Source organism: Streptomyces sp. NPDC027962, from assembly GCF_055566095.1.
Genome location: NZ_JBVHTA010000040.1, coordinates 51,071 through 68,317, shown reverse-complemented (window position 1 = coordinate 68,317; position 17,247 = coordinate 51,071). Strand labels below are relative to the sequence as shown.

9 protein-coding genes and 2 pseudogenes are annotated in these 17,247 nt (G+C 72.4%); 3 read left to right on the top strand and 8 right to left on the bottom strand.

What is annotated here, in order from left to right; all coding sequences use genetic code 11:
- Positions 1-428: 428 nt before the first annotated feature.
- From ACZ4SA_RS29315 to ACZ4SA_RS29305, 3 genes are read right to left on the bottom strand one after another with little or no spacing between them, the layout of a single operon-like run.
- On the bottom strand, positions 429-2,597 hold the full coding sequence (locus tag ACZ4SA_RS29315; protein ID WP_468280515.1) for a bifunctional serine/threonine-protein kinase/ABC transporter substrate-binding protein: 2,169 nt from the start codon (positions 2,595-2,597) through the stop codon (positions 429-431).
- A gap of 4 nt (positions 2,598-2,601) precedes the next feature.
- Positions 2,602-4,836: a bifunctional serine/threonine-protein kinase/ABC transporter substrate-binding protein gene (locus tag ACZ4SA_RS29310; protein WP_468280513.1), complete on the bottom strand. Its 2,235-nt coding sequence runs from the start codon at positions 4,834-4,836 to the stop codon at positions 2,602-2,604.
- Positions 4,836-5,750: a hypothetical protein gene (locus ACZ4SA_RS29305; RefSeq protein WP_468280511.1), complete on the bottom strand. Its 915-nt coding sequence runs from the start codon at positions 5,748-5,750 to the stop codon at positions 4,836-4,838. Before ACZ4SA_RS29305 ends, ACZ4SA_RS29310 begins: the two co-directional genes overlap by 1 nt.
- A gap of 1,016 nt (positions 5,751-6,766) precedes the next feature.
- Between ACZ4SA_RS29305 and ACZ4SA_RS29300 the strand changes: the two genes are divergently transcribed.
- Positions 6,767-7,939 (top strand): hypothetical protein, encoded by a 1,173-nt coding sequence (locus tag ACZ4SA_RS29300; RefSeq protein WP_468280510.1) that lies wholly within the window; start codon positions 6,767-6,769, stop codon positions 7,937-7,939.
- Between the two features lie 339 nt (positions 7,940-8,278).
- Here the strand turns inward: ACZ4SA_RS29300 and ACZ4SA_RS29295 are convergent, their stop codons facing one another.
- The 3 genes from ACZ4SA_RS29295 to ACZ4SA_RS29285 form a co-directional block, all read right to left on the bottom strand.
- Positions 8,279-8,665 (bottom strand): VOC family protein, encoded by a 387-nt coding sequence (locus ACZ4SA_RS29295; RefSeq protein WP_468280530.1) that lies wholly within the window; start codon positions 8,663-8,665, stop codon positions 8,279-8,281.
- Positions 8,666-9,656: 991 nt separating this feature from the next.
- Positions 9,657-10,313, bottom strand: a complete 657-nt coding sequence (locus ACZ4SA_RS29290; RefSeq protein WP_468280508.1) for a response regulator — start codon at positions 10,311-10,313, stop codon at positions 9,657-9,659.
- Positions 10,310-11,458, bottom strand: a complete 1,149-nt coding sequence (locus ACZ4SA_RS29285) for a sensor histidine kinase (protein ID WP_468280506.1) — start codon at positions 11,456-11,458, stop codon at positions 10,310-10,312. The genes ACZ4SA_RS29290 and ACZ4SA_RS29285 overlap by 4 nt, the downstream gene beginning before the upstream one ends.
- A 183-nt stretch (positions 11,459-11,641) precedes the next feature.
- On the opposite strand from ACZ4SA_RS29285, the gene ACZ4SA_RS29280 reads away from it, so the two are divergent.
- Both ACZ4SA_RS29280 and ACZ4SA_RS29275 read left to right on the top strand, forming a co-directional pair.
- Complete coding sequence (locus tag ACZ4SA_RS29280) at positions 11,642-13,924, top strand: MMPL family transporter (RefSeq protein ID WP_468280504.1); 2,283 nt, start codon at positions 11,642-11,644, stop codon at positions 13,922-13,924.
- Positions 13,921-14,940, top strand: a complete 1,020-nt coding sequence (locus ACZ4SA_RS29275; protein ID WP_468280502.1) for an NAD(P)-dependent alcohol dehydrogenase — start codon at positions 13,921-13,923, stop codon at positions 14,938-14,940. The genes ACZ4SA_RS29280 and ACZ4SA_RS29275 overlap by 4 nt, the downstream gene beginning before the upstream one ends.
- An 81-nt stretch (positions 14,941-15,021) precedes the next feature.
- Here the strand turns inward: ACZ4SA_RS29275 and ACZ4SA_RS29270 are convergent.
- Positions 15,022-15,159: pseudogene (locus ACZ4SA_RS29270) on the bottom strand (IS256 family transposase); the annotation flags it as partial.
- 212 nt (positions 15,160-15,371) lie between these two features.
- Positions 15,372-16,608 (bottom strand): annotated as a pseudogene (locus ACZ4SA_RS29265) (cytochrome P450).
- Between the last annotated feature and the right edge of the window lie 639 nt (positions 16,609-17,247).

The window sequence follows — 17,247 nt, the reverse complement described above, 5'->3', positions numbered from 1 at the left end:
CCGGCCAGGATGTTTGTCACCACTGTCGATGTCGTTGCCATCGGTCACACCGGCGGCGAACCTCGCGACGGTCGTCGACTGGTGCACGAAGGAAGTGATCGGTTACTCGATGGACGACCGCTGCCAAACCTCTCTGATGCGGCGCGGCACAGGAGACTGGCCAGGGGTGCGATATTCCATTGGGACCGCGGAAGCAACGGCGTGTTCCAGTGGCCGTGGCACCAGGGAAGGCGCCCCGGCTTGCGGATGAGGGCTTCGGGGCAGGGGTCCAGGTCCAGGCGGCAACTGCCCTTCGCGATCAGCCTCTCATGACGGGCCGCCTCGGCGGTCCTGTCGTAAATCACAAGGTGGGAGGCGTGCAGGGCGACTTGAACCGCTTGCCGGTCGGACGGGTCGGAACCGGGTAGCGGTTGGCGGACGGCGATCGGTCAGTCGGACCGCGCCGGCGCACTCCCGAAGGGCCCCAGGAAGTGGAAAGCGCCGTCGCGGGCCTCGTACAGGAACAGGGATGTGTCGCCCAGCTGGAACGCGTGTGTCACGCCCGGGGCGAAGGCGAGGGGCTTGGCCAGGCCCTGGTGGGTGGTCGTGAAGAGGCGCTGTGCCAGGGTCGCGGCGGTGGCGTCGGGGGCGGGCAGCGTGTCGAGGGCGGCTGTCAGGAGGCCGACCGCGTCGTACGCCTCGGCGGACCAGCGGGCCGGGAGCGTGTCGTAGCGGTCGCGGTGGGCCTTGGAGAAGTCGGACAGGCCGGGGGCGTCGGAGGCGGTGAAGGGGGCGCTGAACACCCAGCCCTCCGCTGCCTGGCCCGCCTCGGTGAGGAAGGTCGGTGTCATCACGTGCCACACGGCAGCCCGTGCGCCGGTGAAGTCCTGGCGGGCCAGCTCGCGGGCGCAGGCCGCCGCTCGGCCGGGCGAGGTGCCGGTGTGGACGACCGCCTGGGGGCGGGCCGCCAGGGCCTCGCGGACGGTGGGGGCGAAGTCGGCCGTGTCGGCGTCGACCGAATGCACCGTCACCGTGCCCTCGCCGGGCGGGGCGGCGCGCAGGCCGCTCACCCACGCCCATCCGGCCGCGCCCGCCGCCCGGTCGTCGATCACAGCGGTGCGGGTGGCCTTCACCTCATGGGTGAGGTGGCTGATCAGGGCCGCCTCCAGCACGTCCTCGCCCGCCCTGGTCACCGCCATCGTGCGGTGCTGGGACGTGTGGAGGGTGTTGCTGTCCGAGACGTTGACGAGGAGCATCGCGGTCCGTGCCTGCTCGTACAGCTCTGCCACCGCGGCTGCGGCTGCTGCGGTCGTCGGGCCGATGACCGCGGCTGCCGTTCCGTCCGCCGTGAGGCGTTCGGCGACCGTCCGCGCGCGTTTGGGGGCGCCGCCGTCGTCTGCCACCTGGAGGGCGATCCGGTACGCCGCGCCGGCCCGGGCGTTGTGCGCCGCCACCGCCAGCCGGACGCCCCGCTCCACGGCGAGTCCGTCCGTACGGCCCGGTCCGGTCAGGTCGGCCTGGACGGCGAGGGTGTGAACGGGTGGCGGGGAGGCGGCGCCCGCCGGGTCGGTCTGCCGGCGGCGGCTCACCATGTACGCAATGCCGCCCGCGGTAAGGCCCGCCACTGCCGCGCCCGCCGCGAGCAGCGCCCCTCGGCGCCCGGGCCGGTGGTCCTCGGGCGCGGGCGCGGGGCCGGCGGGCTCCTCCGGGGACGGTGGGTCCAGCGCCGCCGAGGAGCGCTCCGCCACCAGGCGCAGCACGTCGGAAGGAAGCCAGTCCCCGGCGCCGTCCACCGGGGCCAGAGCCCTGCTCACCGCCGCCGCGGTCGGTCTGTCCCCCGGCTCCTTGGCGAGGCAGCGCAGCACCAGCGCGCGCAGCCCGTCGGGGACGCCGGCCACGTCCGGGGCCTCGAAAACCGTGCGGTAGAAGACGCCGTACGGGTCGCCGTCGCCGAAGGGCCGGCGCCCCGACGCGGCGAACACCAGCACACAGCCCAGGGCGAACACGTCGCCCGCCGGGACGGGTTCCGCGCCGCTCTTGCCGCCGGCCTGCTCGGGCGGTACGTAGCCCGGGGTGCCGACGATCGCGCCGTGGGCGGTGAGCGCGGAGGCGCCCGAGGGGCGGGCGATGCCGAAATCGATGAGGCGCGGCCCGTCGAGGGCGAGCAGGACGTTGCCGGGCTTGACGTCCCGGTGGATCAGCCCGGCCGCGTGCACCTCGGCCAGCGCGTCGGCGAGCCGGGCACCCAGCACCCGTACGGAGCGCTCGGGCAGCGGCCCGTATGCGGCGACCGCCTCCGCCAGCGACGGGGCGGGCACGAAAGAGGTGGCCAGCCAGGGCTCGGCGGCCTCCGCGTCGGCCGACGTCACCGGAACCAGCCAGGGCCCGGTCAGCCCGCCCGCCACCTCGGCCTCGCGCCCGAAACGCGCCCGCAGGCCCGGGTCGGCGACCTGGTCGGCGCGGATCACCTTCAGCGCGACGAGCGCTCCGCCACCGGTCCGCGCCAGATACACCACGCCCATGCCGCCCGCGCCCAGCCGGGCCAGCAGCCGGTGACCGCCGACCTCGCGGGGGTCCTCGGGGCGCAGTGCTTTCAGCGGCCCGGGTGGTGCGCCCATCCGGTCACCCGCTCACATGGCGCAGGCGGCCGCCGGTGATCTCGTGCAGATACGGCTGCCCGTTGTCGGTGCGCAGTGTGCGGTCGTCCTGGAACGCGTACGTGCGGACGACGCCCTTGTACGTGCCGCGTGCCAGTGCGTCGCCCACCTGGGCGCGGGTGGGACCCGTCGCCGGTGCGGAGGCGGCTGCGGAGGGGGACGTCGGGGACGAGGGCGACTCCGGTGCGGACGGGGACGCCGGGGGCTGCCGTTTCTCCAGGGTGGTGAGCCGGTCCAGGACCATCCTGGTGACGTCGTACGCTTCCGCCGCCCAGACGTCCGGCGTCCGGCCGTGGAGGTCGCGGTGGGCCGAGGTGAAGTTCCGCAGCGGGGAGGCCGTCGGGGCGAGGTACGGGGTGACGGTCAGCCAGCCGTCGGCGGCAGCGCCCGCCTCGCGCAGGAACGCCGCGTCCACCGCCGCATGACCGAGCAGCCGGAGCCCGTCGAAGCCGCGCTCGGACAGCTCCCGGACGACGGCGACGGCACCGGCCGGGGGGCCCGCAAAGAAGAAGGAATCCACGCCGCGCGCCAGGATCTCGGCGACGACGTCCCCGAAGGACGTCGTACCGCGCGGAACGATCCGTGGATGGACGTCCAGCCCCTTCTGGACGAAGGCCCGCTGGCCGAGCAGGGCCGTCTCGGACGCGCCCATCGTGCCGGACCTGTCCCACAGCATCCCGAGGCGCCTGCTGCCCCGCTCCTTGAGCACCTCCCCCTCGCGGAGGACCGTCATGCGGGATGTCGGAACGGCCTTGAAGTGGTACCGGGGCCGCGTCACGTTGTACGAGGCGGCCAGACCGGTGGAGACGCTCAGCAGCGGCAGGCCCGCCTCGTCGTACACGCCCTCGACGGCGAGCACGGTCCGGTCGCTCGTCGGCCCGAGCACGGCGAGGATGTCCGGCCGGCCGGTGAGGCGCCGGGCCACGGTCACCGCGCGGGCCTCGTCGCCCCCGTCGTCGGCGACCTCGAGGGCCGCCCTGAAGGGCCGGTCCTCGCGGGCGTTGAACTCCTCGACCGCCAGCCGCGCGCCGTGCTCCTGGGCCTTGCCCGCGTCCTTGCCGGGGCCGGTCAGGTCGGCCTGAAGCCCGAGGACCCTGCGGGGGCCGCCCGTTGCCGTACCGGCCCCGCCCGCGTCGTCCGGGCCGAAGGCCGCCCACAGGGCCGTGCCGCCGCCCGCGGCGAGGACCGTGGCACCCGCCGCCCAGGCCAGGACCCGCCGCCGGGAGGGCGCGGACGGCTCCCCGGAGGACGGGTCGACCAGGGTGTCCTCGGCGTCGAGCAGGGCCAGTGCCTCCGCCGAGTCCGCGGCGACAAGGCGGACCACGGGGTCGGGCAGCCAGTCCGTCGCGCCGTCCGGGGCATCCTCCACGAGGGCCGCGTCCGTCTCGGCGGCGGTCGGCCGGGCGGCCGGGTCCTTGGCGAGGCAGCGCTCCAGCAGCGCCACCAGTTCGCCGTCGGCGATGCCCTCCAGGTCCGGGGCGTCGTGCACGGTCCGGTAGAGCTGCGCCTCGATGGCGCCCGTACCGAACGGGAGCCGTCCGGTCGCGCAGTACGCCAGCACGCACCCGAGCGAGAAGACGTCACCGGGCCGGCCGGTCTCCGCGGCCCGCGCCTGCTCCGGCGCCAGGAAGCCGGGGGTGCCGACCACCATGCCTGCGCCGGTCAGTTCACCGTCCCCGGCATGCTCCCCCACCGCCCCGGTGACCGCCGTCGGGGACGCGAACCGGGCGATGCCGAAGTCGATGAGCCGGGGCCCGCCGAGGGCGAGCAGGACGTTGCCGGGCTTCACGTCCCGGTGGACCAGCCCGGCCGCGTGCACGGCGAGCAGTGCCCGTGCCAGGGCCTTGCCGAGGAGTCTCACCGCGCCCGGGGGCAGCGGGCCGCACGCGGCGACCGCCTCCGCGAGGGAGGGCCCCGGTACATACGCGGTGGCCAGCCACGGTGCGCGGGCCTCGACGTCGGCGTCGAGCAGGGGCACCACCAAGGGGTCGTTCACGCGCCGGGCGGCCTCCACCTCCCGGCGGAAGCGGGCGCGGAAGCCGGGCTCGTCCGCCCATTCCGGCTGGATCACCTTGACCGCGGCCAGCTCGCCGCCGGCGGACCGTCCCGCGTACACCACGCCCATGCCGCCCGCGCCCAGGCGGCGCAGCAGCCGGTATCCGCCGATGCGCGGCGGGTCGGAGGGCAGCAGTCTGTCCATCAGCCCCGCGCCCCTTGTTCGTTCGTCTGCCGGCCCTTTGTCTTCTGCTCCTGTGTGCGCTGTGTCTCCTGCTCCGTGGGGCCGATCCGGGCCTTGACGCGGCCGACCATCGCCACCATGGGGTTGACCAGCAGTCCCGTGGCCTCCTGTTCGGAGTGGCCCTTCGCGCCCTTCACGGCGGCGGACACCTGCACCGGTCCGATCCGGGCCTGCCACCACATGTAGGGGTGCGGGCCGCCCTGTCCGTCGCGGACGTACTCGCCCCGTTCGAGCAGGGAGTCCTCGGCGTAGGAGTTCTGTCCCTCGCCGAAGTAGTGCGCCTGCGAGAACACGCCCTTCAGGTGTTCCCCGTGGCTCAGCCGCTGGTCGGGGCAGCGCATGGTCTCCTCCAGCGTGTCCGCGTTCGCCCAGTCGGCGGCGTGCGTGGTGCGGTACACGGTGACGGTGGCGGTCAGCCGCACCTTCCCCTTGCCGCCGGCCGCGGGCAGTTCGTAGTCGCGGGTCCGGCTGGCCAGGACGTCGGCGGGCAGCCCGGCCCGCTGCCAGACGCAGTCCTCTGCGAGGACCGGCCACCAGCCGGGGTCCCGCTCGTAGGGCGCGCTCCGTACCACGCCGTGGCCGAACTCGTCCGGCGCGGCCAGCGCCGCGCCGATCAGTTCCGTCGCGGCGGACGCCGTGCGGGGCAGCTTCGCCGGGTCGGCCTCGACGCTGCGGCGGTCGGGCGCGGTGGGCGCCGGTGCGGGCGTGGCTGTGCCCGGGGGCGCGGACGGGGTGGTTCCGGTGGGTGGTGGTGGGCCGGCGCGGCCGCCCGGGGCCCGCTCGCCCGTCGTACAGCCGATCGTCGTAGACCCCAGGAGCAGCACGGCGCCCAGCGCCGCCGGTGCCCCTGCGCGTAACACTCTTCCGTAGGCCATGGCCCCCCGCCCGTCCGGCATGTCGCCCTGGTCGTAGGCGAGTTCCGCATCCTAGTGCCGCGGACCGGCCGCCGCCTGCGTTGCCGGGGAAGTCGACCGGCGCAGGTCCGATGGCGCCGCGGTCACGGCAGTGCGGATCCGAGAGGTCGTTGAGCGGCACCGGTGGGTACAGGCCGACGTACACGACCTTGATCTCGACGGGTGGGCCGGCGTTGTCTCGCTGGTCGGTGTCCTTGCCCCGATTCGGCCGTCTTCGCGTGTGTCCCGCCCGGTGGCCGGCAGCGCGCATGGCCGGGGAAGGGGGCGGCCCCGTGCGGCGTGCGAAGCGGAGCGCGGGGCCGCCCAAGCCGCGCTGTCCTGTTCAGAGCGGGCCCTTTGCGACGGTACGGACCGTCATCCTCCGAAGCACACCGGGACATGCCGAGCGGGTGACGGTCCGCTGCGGCTCTCGGGGCGCCCCGTTCACCTTTACTGCTACCGGACTCCAGGTTGCTCATGCGACCGGCGGGAGCTTCCGGCGGCGGGTGCCGAGAGGCGGCGTTTCCCGGTGGGCACTCACGCCTGTGTGGGCCCTGCAGCACGCGGCGGCCCGCAGCCGCGCGCCGGTGTGAGCGGGACCTCTGAGGTGATCGTGGTACCCGACGCCGGCAGCGCGTCGTAGACGCAGGGGCCTTGGCTCCGGGACTTTGGGCATGCGGGGTCCGGGCCCCTTTATGCTCGCTCAAGGCTCGTTTCGGGGAGTGGCGTTGGCGGACAGCACGGGGGCGGCAGCCGGTGGGAATGGTGACTGCGGCGGCGCGGACGCGGACGGCGGGGGGACCGGTATCCCGGCGGCTCCGGCAGTGGGACCTGTTCGGCGCCGGCTGGGCGCCGTCCATCGGTCGATACTCTGGGCCCACCGCCGGGTTCACAGGGCTGCGCGTTACGGTCTGATCGTCTATGGGGGGATTCTGGGGGGCGTTGGCTTCCTCGACATCTACCGCGGTCTGAACCTCGAGGTACGCACGGACGGTGCCTTGCTCCTGCTGGCCGGCGTGGCCGCCATCGGTGGTTGCACGGTCGCACTACGGCGCGGGGCGGACATCCCGCCGCACCGGTGGTGGGTGATCGGCGCTGACGGAGCGGCCTTCGCGGTCAGTGCCTGGCTCGTGTACCGCGTTCAGTCGAACTTCGTTCTTCAACTGGTCCTGCAGCCGTGGCTGTTCATCTCCGCCGTCGTGGTCGTCCTCGCAGGGCTGTTCTCCGCGCTCGTGCTGTACGGGGATGTGTCCGAGCGCCGTGATCCGCCGTCGTCTGCTGCCGCGCAGGAGGAAAGGCCGGCGAGGGCGACCCTGCTCGCGGGCGCGCTGGGGGCCCTCGGGGCGCTCCTCGCGGCGGCTCTGACCCTTCCCCAGTTCTGGTACTCCTCCCACTACGAGCCGTCGAACGCCCCGCCGGTCGTCGCGGTCGAGAACAGCATCGACGATGTCGAGACCCGTGGCGACCACGTCGAGTTCAGCGTGTCGATCACGGTGGAGAACAAAGGCAGGACACCTGTCAGGATGCTCACCTCCCTGTACGAGATCAGCGGGACCCGCGTCACGGTCGGCCAGGAGGCCGTGACTCCGCAGGACCTTCCCTACGAAAGGATCATCGGCGGGAACTACGGTGCGCCCGCGCGGCTGAACGCGTATGCCGCCTACGGCGAACCGGAGCTCATCCAGGTCGGCCCGGGCGGTGAGGACTACGCGTGGATCGGCCCGGACGAGAAGGTACAGACGAAACTCCGCGCCCAGGCTCCGCGCGGCCGGTTCCACCTCCTTCGGATCACGACGGACGTCGCCGTCGCGCGGGCCGACCGCGTCGAGGTCGAGGACCGGCCGCAGCCGGCCGGACGCGAGCTCAAGACCTGCAACGGCACGCGCATCGCCGAGTACCGCCGGAACATCGCAAGTCTCGGCGCCCTCGACTGGCTGACCGAGAGCCGTCGGGAACTCGTCACCTTCTGGGCCGTGTCCGGCAAGCAGGGCGATGAATCACCGTGGTGGCCCGCGTTCCCATGGACCGGTGTGTCCATCCAGCACGACGGACACGACTGTGGGCATGCTCTGGAGCCGGACCACGACGGTCTCGAGGACCGTGCCATGCTCGGCTGGGCCGGCTCCGTTGCCGAAGCGGCCGTGCCCACGGAACCCAGTCCCAGGCCATAGGCGGCGGAGAACAGCATTGCCACCACGCCCAGGGCAGCCGAGGGGGCCGCCAACCGGGCGGAACCTTCTCGGTCAAAGGACTCCTGAGCAGTTTCGTTGGGATCAGCCGATCGTTGTCTCCGAGGGTGCCGTTGGCTGACGTGCCGTGGGCGCGATTCGAGTCCTTGCTTCCCGGCCGGACACCGACGCGGGGCGGCCGGTGACGCGATCACGGTGAAGTGATCGACGCGATCGCCTCGGCTTCCGGGCCGTGCAGGGCGTCGACGGGGCGGCCGCCAGCGGCGGGCACGCGGCGGCAAGCAGCTGGCTTCGGGTGTTTCACCCGGCAGGGGTGAGCGGCTACTTCATGGCGGCGATCTGGATCAGGTTTCCGCAGGTGTCGTCGAAGACGGCGGTGACCACCGGCCCCAGGTCGGTCGCGTCCTGGGTGAACTCGACGCCCAGCCCCTTGAGCCGTTCGACCTCGGCGTATACGTCGTCGACGGCGAACTGGGTGAACGGGATGCCGTCGGCGACCAGGGCGCTCTTGAACGGGCCCGCCGCCGGGTGGCCGTCCGGCTCCAGCAGCAGCTCGACGCCGTCCGGGTTGGCACGGGACACCACAGTGAGCCAGCGGGCGTCGCCGGCGGGCACGTCGGTCTTCTTGATGAACCCCAGCTTCTCGGTGTAGAAGGCAAGCGCTTTGGCCTGGTCGTCGACGAACACGCTGGTGAGATTGATGCGGATCACGGATTCGGTTCCTCCTGGCCGAAGGGCCACCGCTCGACGTCGGAAACAGCCACGCCCAGCGCTGCAGCATGGGGGCCATTGTGATCGCTACACACAAGCCGACGACCAGCGAATACGCCACCAGATTCCCCGCGTACGCACATCGGAGGCCGGGCGCCCATGTCGGCAGCCGGTACAGGGAGAAGAGCACCGCAAGAAGCGTCACCCCAATGTATGTGGCGAACCACTGCCACGAACCTTGCGCAAGCACGGCCGTCAGCACGGCGCCGAGTGCAATGCCGATGACCCCCGGCTGACCGGAAACGTCACGGGCCGCGCCGGCGGGGCGATGCTCCGGGCTCCATGGAGGCTGGAATCGTCCACGGTCCTCTCCTGCCTGATCCAGCCATCAGCATCCCGGCGCATCGCCCCGTCGGTCTTCCGCCATGCTGGACAGGCTCGAAAGCCTGGCCCGATTGGCGGGTCTCCTGCCTTCCCGGCACCCTCCCGCCGAGCCCGCCCATGCCCGAACCACCGATGCCGTGGGCGTCGGGGGCGGTGTCGTCGAGCCATCCGGCCCGTACCGTGGTGTCGGTCCCGGTGACAGCCAACCTGCCTGTGTGACACCTCTCGCGCTTCGGCTCCCGAAGCAGCTGCGGCTCGGAGGCCGTCCCGACTGCGCGCGCAACGCGCCGAGTTGGCAGGGGCCGCTCGGCTCGGGCGCCGGCGGTTCACCCCCACGCGGCGTGGAGGACCACGGCTGGGCCAAGCACACCTGGAACAACTCGTCGCACAGTGCAACGCCGGGGCACCGCGCAGCGCCAGGCACCGTGCGGGCCTTCCACCACGCCCGGTTCGACGCCGAGCAGCTGCGGGACGTCGTCGCGCGCTGCGTCGTCCCACCCCTTGCGTGCCGCCGACCGCCCCGCCCCGGCAACCTCTGCGCCGTCGTGCCGCCCGGTACGCGCGCTCGCCCCGTTGGCCGGAAGCCCTGATGGCTCCGCTGGGGTCAGCCCCCGGCGCGGTCCGTCTCGTAGGCCCACATCGCGATCTCCACACGGTTGCGGGCGCCGAGCTTGTCCATCAGGCGCGCGACATGGGTCTTGACCGTGCTGAGGCTTATGTGGAGCTCGGAGGCTATCTCGGCGTTGGTCCGTCCCCGGGCCACCGCGGCCAGGACTCCCTCCTCGCGGTGGGTCAGCGCCTCGACCGGCTGCGGCGGTGCCTTCGAGGCCGCCCCGGTGTGTGCGAATGCCGCGAGCAGACGTGCCGTGATGCTCGGAGCGATCAGCGCATCGCCGCGCGCGGCCGCATGAACGGCCTGCGCGAGCATGTCGGGGCCGGCGTCCTTGAGGAGGAAGCCGCGGGCGCCCGCCTTGAGGGCGTCGTGGACGTACTCGTCGAGATCGAAGGTGGTGATCACCACGACCGCCGGCGGGTCGGCGAGTTCCCGGGTGAGCTGCCGGGTCGCCTCGATGCCGTCGATCCCGGGCATGCGGATGTCGAAGAGGCAGACGTCGGGACGCAGGGAGCGGGCCAGCTCGACCGCGCGGTGGCCGTCGGCGGCCTGGCCGACGACCGTGATGCCGGGCTGCGCGTTCAGGATCATGGTGAGCCCGGTCCGCACGATCTCCTGATCGTCGGCCACCACCACACGCACACTCACGTTGCCGATCCGTTCCTCGGGAGCACGGCAGTCACGGTCCATCCGCGGCCGGGGTTCGGGCCGGCGCTGAGCGAACCGCCCAGCAGGTCGGCCCGCTCCACCATCCCGAGCAGACCATAGCCGGGCGAGCTGCCCGACCGTGGGTGAACGGCGTCGCCGTCGTCGCTCACCCGCAGGTGCACGGACCGCTCGTCGGCCGCGACCGACACCGCGATACGCGAGGCGTGGCGTGCGTGCCGACGCGCGTTGGTGACCGACTCCTGGACGAGCCGGTAGACCGCAGTCGAGAGCGCGGGAGCGAGATCGGCGACATCACCGGTGATCTCGACGTCGACCGCGGGGCCCGTGCCGACGCGCGGGAGGTCGCCGAGATCGGTGACCAGCGGCAGCGGAGTCAGATCGGCGCGCTCGTCGGCGCGGCGCAGGACGCGGACCATCGACCGCATCTCCGCCAGGGTGCGTGACGCCTCCGTCTCGATCACCCGCAGCGCCTCCCCGGCGGCCGCGGGGTCGGCCGTCGACACGGCCAGCCCGGCCTGGGCCCGGATCACGATGGCCGACACGTGGTGGGCGACCGTGTCGTGCAGATCGCGGGCCAGCTGTTCTCGCTCGACCAGCTTGACCTGTTCGAGCTGCCGGGTGCGGGCGTACGCCCGGTACCGCATCGCCTCGCCCAGCGCCATCGCGGTGAAGAGAATGGCGAACCCGGCGATCGCGTCGCCCGGGCCGGTGCTGGTGAGCGGGATCGAGATCACGGCAGGCACCAGTATCACCGGCAACCCGAGCATCGCCTCACGCTTCGATCCCCAGCGGAACAGCGTGTAGGGCAGCAGCAGTACATAGGCCATGGTGTTGAGCCCCGGCGGTTCGCCGCCCATCACCAGCGCCCACACCTGGGTGAGCAGCAGCGTGCCGAAGGTGATCACGACCGTGAGCAGCGGCTTCGTACGCCGCCACAGCAACGTCGGGATGAGGCCGACCCCGATGACCAACGACAGGGCCCGCCACGGGACATCCGGCCGGAGAACCCCCTCCAGCACGGCGACGGGGACGAGCACCCCGGTCAGGGCCCAGTCGCGCCAGCCGGGGCGGGGCGGGTCCGGCGCTCTGGGCTCGCCCCACAGAGCGCGGATGAGGTGTCGCACGCGACCCATCGTAGAGGCGCCCGCGCACCGCCGGATCAGCCGAAAGTACGGTGCCGACTTCGTGCTTTCGGCGACGGTTCCCGGCCCGAACGCCGAGGTGCACGGACATGGCGGACCGGCACCATGACGAAGCCCGGCGTGCACACCGGCGTTGGGTACACCGATTCACCAAGGAGCACTGACGTGTCGTCCCTGCTGTTCCGGCTCGGCCGGTTCGCCGCCAGGCACCCCTGGCGGGCGATCGGCGCCTGGGTCCTGGCCGCCGTCGTCGTCATCACCGCCTCGGCCGCGGTCGGCCGCGACCTCGAGGACACCTTCGACGCGCCCGGGCTCGACTCGCAGCGCGCGGTCGAGCTGCTGTCGGCCGCCGGTTCGGGCGACGCGGGTCTGACCGCCCGCGTCGCGGTGAGCCCGCGCGACGCCTCCGAGACCTTCTTCGACAGCCCCGCCGCCCGCCGGGCTCTGGCCGGGGTCCAGGCCGAACTCTCCGAGCTGCCGGCGGTGCTGGCGGCCTCCGACCCGGCCGGCGGTCTGCGCGCCGGAGTGAAGGCGGCCGTGGCCGGCGGCGCTGTCTCGCCGGACGGGCGCGTGGCGCTGGTGACCCTGCGGTATCCGGTGGTCGAAGAGCTCGAAGCCGGTGACCTGAAGGATCTGAAGAAGGTCGTCGCCGCCCACCGGAACGACACCGTCGTACGGGTGGAGGCAGGCGGCGATCTGTTCATCTCGTTCGAGGAACCGGAGACCGGCACCGGGGAGATGATCGGGCTGCTGGCTGCGGTCGTCATCCTGCTCATCGCCTTCGGATCGCTGATCGCCATGGGCCTGCCGATCGGCATGGCGCTCTTCGGCCTGGCGCTGGGCGTGAGCGCGATGCCACTTGTCACCTATCTGGTCGAGATACCGAGCTGGGCACCGGTGATCGCCTCGATGGTCGGCCTCGGGGCCGGCATCGACTACGCGCTCTTCCTCGTCACCCGCCATCGCGAGCAACTGGCTGCCGGAATGGGTGTCGAGGAGTCGATCGGACGCGCCGTCGCGACCGCCGGCCAGGCCGTCGTCTTCGCCGGCGGCACCGTGGTCGTCTCGATCCTGGGGCTCGCCGTCGCCGGCATCCCCTTCATCACCGCGGCCGGCATCGCCATCGCTTCCGTGGTGCTCATCATGGTCGCGGCCTCGATCACCCTGCTGCCCGCGTTCCTCGGACTCGCCGGGTACTCGATCGACCGGTTCGGCCTGCCTCGGCGCCGCGCGGCGCGGGACGGGCACGAGCCCCGCACCCGGCGCCGCTGGCAGCGCTGGGGCGTGCACATCGGCCGCCACGCCGTCGCGTACGCCGTCGGTGCCACGCTGCTGCTGCTCGCACTGGCCGCGCCCGTCCTCGCGCTGCGTCTGGGCTTTCCCGACGAGGGCACACTTCCGGGCTCCCGGACCGAACGACAGGCCTACGACCTGGTCGCCGAGGGCTTCGGGCCGGGCGCCAACGGCCCGCTCGCCATCGTCGTCGACCTCGCCGACGACACCTCGGTGGTCGCGCCGCTGTACGACGCCGTCACCGAGGACCCGGGGATCGCCTCGGTGGCACCGCCGCGGATCGACACCGACGCCGGCGTGGCCGTGCTGCTGGCTGTGGCGACCACCGCACCCCAGGACGACGCGACGCGGGCAACGGTTGAGCGGCTGCGCTCCGAGGTCTTTCCCGCGGTGCTCGACGGCAGCGAGGCCAGCGCCCATGTCGGCGGGCAGACGGCCGCTTTCGCCGACCTCGGTGACCGGGTGAAGGACCGGCTGCTCCTCTTCGTCGCCGCCGTGGTCGTGCTGTCGTTCCTGCTGCTGATGGTGGTGTTCCGGTCGGTCCTGGTGCCGCTCAAGGCCGCGCTGCTGAACCTGCTGAGCATAGGCGCCGCCTACGGCGTCCTGGTGATGGTGTTTCAGTGGGGGTGGGGGGCCTCGCTGATCGGCCTCGAATCCTCCGTGCCGATCGTGTCGTTCATCCCGATGTTCATGTTCGCCATCGTGTTCGGCCTGTCGATGGACTACGAGGTGTTTCTGCTCTCCCGGGTGCGCGAGCACTATCTCGCGACCGGCGACAACGACGACTCGGTGGTGCGCGGCCTCGCCGGAACCGCCCGGGTGATCACCTCGGCCGCGCTCATCATGGTGTCGGTGTTCCTCGGGTTCGTCCTCGGTGAGGATCCGACCACCAAGATGATGGGGCTCGGCCTGGCGACCGCCATCGCCGTGGACGCGACGGTCGTCCGCATGGTGCTCGTCCCCGCCACGATGAAGCTGCTGGGCGACGCCTGCTGGTGGCTCCCGGCCTGGCTCGACCGTCTCCTGCCGTCCCTCGACATCGACGGCGGCACACACGGCGACGGCGAGACCGGACGGCAGGAGGACCGGGAGGTCGCCCTTCCCTCCGGCCGAACCCACCAGCTCGATACCCGAAGGGGAGAAAAGACCCGATGAATCCCATGAACCCCGGAAACCTCAACCACCCCATGAGAGCGTTCGTCCACCGCAGATACGGGCCGCCCGCCGAAGTCCTGCGGCTCGAGGAGATCGAGCAGCCGGCGATCGACGACGGCGAGGTGCTGGTGCGCGTACACGCCGCCGCCTGCAATCCGGCCGACTGGCACCTGGTGAGAGGCGAGCCCTATGTGGCGCGCCTCCAGCTGGGCCTGCGCGGGCCCAAGGACCGGGTCCCGGGCTGCGATCTCGCCGGACGGGTCGAAGCCGTCGGCAGCCGCGTGACCACCGTGCGGCCCGGCGACGAAGTGTACGGATCACCGTTCGGGAGCGGCCTGGGCGCCTTCGCCGAGTATGCGTCCGTTCCGGAGAACCAACTGGCCCGCAAGCCGCGGAACCTCACCTTCGACCAGGCGGCGGCCGTCCCCCTCGCCGCGCAGACCGCCCTGCAAGCGCTGCGCGACCACGGACGGACCGAACCGGGTCAGCGGGTCCTGATCGTCGGGGCGTCGGGCGGCGTGGGCACCTTCGCGGTGCAGATCGCCAAGGCCCTTGGCGCCGACGTCACCGGGGTGTGCAGCACACGGAACACCGATATGGTCCGGTCGATCGGCGCCGATCACGTCATTGACTACACCCACGAGGACTTCACCACGCTGGGTGGGCGCTACGACGTGGTGCTGTTCCTTGCGGGGACGCAGACGCCGTGGGCCTGCCGCCGGGCCCTCACCCCGCAGGGCACCCTCGTCGTCATCAGCGGGGACGCCAAGGGCCGCTGGGTCGGAGCCGTCGGCCGCATCGCCAAGGCACTCGCCGTGTCACCGTTCGTGAGCCAGCGGATGACGGCCTTCACGGTGGCGCCGAAGACGGCTGACCTGGTGTCTGTGACGGAGCTCATCGAGACCGGCCGGGTGACACCGGTGATCGGCGACACGTATGCGCTCAGCGAGGTCCCCGAGGCCATCCGCCGGATGGAAGGGGGACGCACGCGGGGCAAGATCGTCATCACCTTGTGACCGGGTCATCACGCACCGGGCGGCCAGGACGCTCGGGCCGGGGTCTGTCAACCGAACGTGTAGCGAGGGTGGTTGGGGCTGCTGACGGGCTGCGGAGAGTAGGCCGTCGAAGGTGACGTCGAAGGCGTTCAGGGCGATCCTCCAGCACATGGTCCAGCGAGCCTGGCCCCTACCGGTCGGGGCGAGCGGCATGATCGCCATGTCGATGCGCTTCACGGCCCTTCCTCGACAGCGTGGTCATGTTCGAGGACTTCACCAAGCCGATCGGCCATCCGGGGGGACAGGCCCCGGTCCCCCGGTGGACGTGCCGCTCCGGCGGTGCGCCCCTGTGCGGCGCGTCCCCGCCAGCGTCGTGGGGGTGGGGCGTGGAGCGCGAGGGGGTTGCCGGCGGCGAGGAAGAGCCCGCTGCGGTCCGGGAGGCGGCCCTTTAGTCAGGGCCGGATGTCGTCGCAGGCGATGTACAGATGCCGGGGGCCGCGCAGGACCGCGTTCTGGCGGTACGGCGGCGGGTCCTCCAGCAGCCGGGGGTTGTGCAGCCTGCGCGCCAGATGGCTCAACGCGAGCTGCGTCTCCTGGCGGGCGAGTGGCGCGCCGAAGCAGATGTGGATCCCGCTGCCGAAGCCCAGGTGCTGGACGTCCTTGCGGTCGGGGTCGAACCGGTCGGGGTCCGCGAAGCGCTGGGGGTCCCGGTTGCCGGAGCCCGGCACCAGCCACAGCGCGGCACCCCTGGGGATGGTGATGCCACCGATGTCGATGTCCGCGACGGCGGTGCGGTTCGGCATGAGTTGCACCGGCGGTTCGTAGCGCAGCAGCTCCTCCACGAGGCGCGCGGCCACCGGGGGGTCGTCACTCAGCCGCTGGAGGACCTGCGGGTTGCGCAGCAGGGTGAGCATCCCGTTGGTGATCAGGTTGACCGTGGTCTCGTGGCCGGCGATCAGCAGCAGGGCCGCAGTGGTGATGGCCTCCATCGTCGACAGCGTGTCACCCGCCCCGGAGCCGGTCGCGAGCTCGGAGAGCATGTCGTCGCCCGGCTTGCGGCGGCGCTCCTCGAGGAGTCCGGCGAGATACCCGCCCAGCTCCAGCTGGGCGTCACGGGTCCGTCGGTTGCGTTCCGTCGGGTCCTGCCCGGGCATGGGGTCCAGGCTGGCCGCGAGAGTGTCCGCCCATGTGTGGAAGCGTGACTCGTCCTCGCGGGGGACGCCCAGGAGGCGGCAGATCGCGGTGACGGGGAACGGGTACGAGAACTGTTCGACGAGGTCGATCCGTTCCGTGTCCTCGATGCCGTCGATGAGACCGTCGACGATCGCTTGGAGTTCACCGCGCATGTCGTGGACGCGCCGGGGCGAGTGCGGCGGCCCGAACGAGCGGTTGGTGATGGTGCGCAGCCGGTCGTGCTCCGGAGGGTCCAGCCGCAGGAACGGCGGCGGCAGGGTCGAGGCCTCGTCCCCTTCCTCGGACAGGTCGTAGGTGTCCCGCACGGTGCGCCTGCGCCGGTCGGAACTGATCCGTGGGTCGTGCAGGAGGCTCAGGATCTTCCAGTAGGTGCTGACGACGTAGGTGCCGTCCCCGTCGTGGAGCACCGGCGTCCTGCGGAGCTCCGCGTACAGGGGGGTAGGGGTTCGCGCGGTTGTCGTAGTCGAGGATCTGCCGGATCAGCGGGTGTGTCATGACGAGTCCTTGGAAGTCCCTCACGGGCCGGTGCCGGGCCCGTCGGCGTACCGCGCCGAGAGAAACAACGGGGAGGCGGTCGTACGGTTCGTGGCCGCGGGGCGTGAAGCGCCCGCCTGGCGGCTCCGCGAGAGGGCGAGCCGTGGGGTGCCCATGACGACCGTGCCGATTGCCGGCACCTGGGCGACGGCTGTCCCGTCCACGACGGGTGGAGCGGGCCGACCCACCGTCCGTGCCCCCTGCGCCGAGCGGTCGACGACGCGGAGAGCGAGGGCAGTCCTTCTGCCGGCTCCACCACCAGGATGATGGCCTGCGGCCGGCTGCGCGAATCGCCGGGCGCGGCGGGGGTCCGGTCTGCCGGGGGTGGGACCGGATCACCTCCTGTCCCACCCGGTCGGCCTGTCGGCGTGACGCCGGGCGCGGGCCTGCCGCGGACTCAGGCGAGGCGCTGCTGCGCCGAGCCGTCGCACGGGTGCAGGCGCAGCTCGCCCCTGGCGGAGGCGAGTGTCAGGCACATGTGCTGTGCCGGCCTCTACGGGCGGGTAAGCCCGGTGGGCACGCCGAGAACGAGACAAAAGAGGGGGCCGGTTCGGGTCGTGCGCCGTGGCCGTGGTCCACCTGTACGGGCCAACTGCACTG